Here is a 203-nt window from a genome sequence, read left to right as displayed (position 1 = left end):
TGATGCGGACACGCTGTTGCTCATGCTTGCGCTTGCTGAGTGGCTCGCACTGATTGATGCAGATACGCTGTTGCTCATGCTTGTGCTTGCTGATTGGCTCGCACTGATTGATGCGGACACGCTGTTGCTCATGCTTGCGCTTGCTGAGTGGCTCGCACTGATTGATGCAGATACGCTGTTGCTCATGCTTGTGCTTGCTGATT

Annotated in this window: 1 pseudogene; it reads left to right on the top strand. The window is 53.2% G+C overall.

Going from position 1 to position 203, the window contains the following annotated elements:
- Window positions 1–203 (top strand): annotated as a pseudogene (locus B7705_RS09730) (hypothetical protein); the annotation flags it as partial.

The organism is Streptococcus oralis subsp. dentisani, assembly GCF_002096685.1.
GTDB lineage: Bacteria > Bacillota > Bacilli > Lactobacillales > Streptococcaceae > Streptococcus > Streptococcus oralis_AD.
This window is presented reverse-complemented; position numbering and strand designations above follow the sequence as displayed.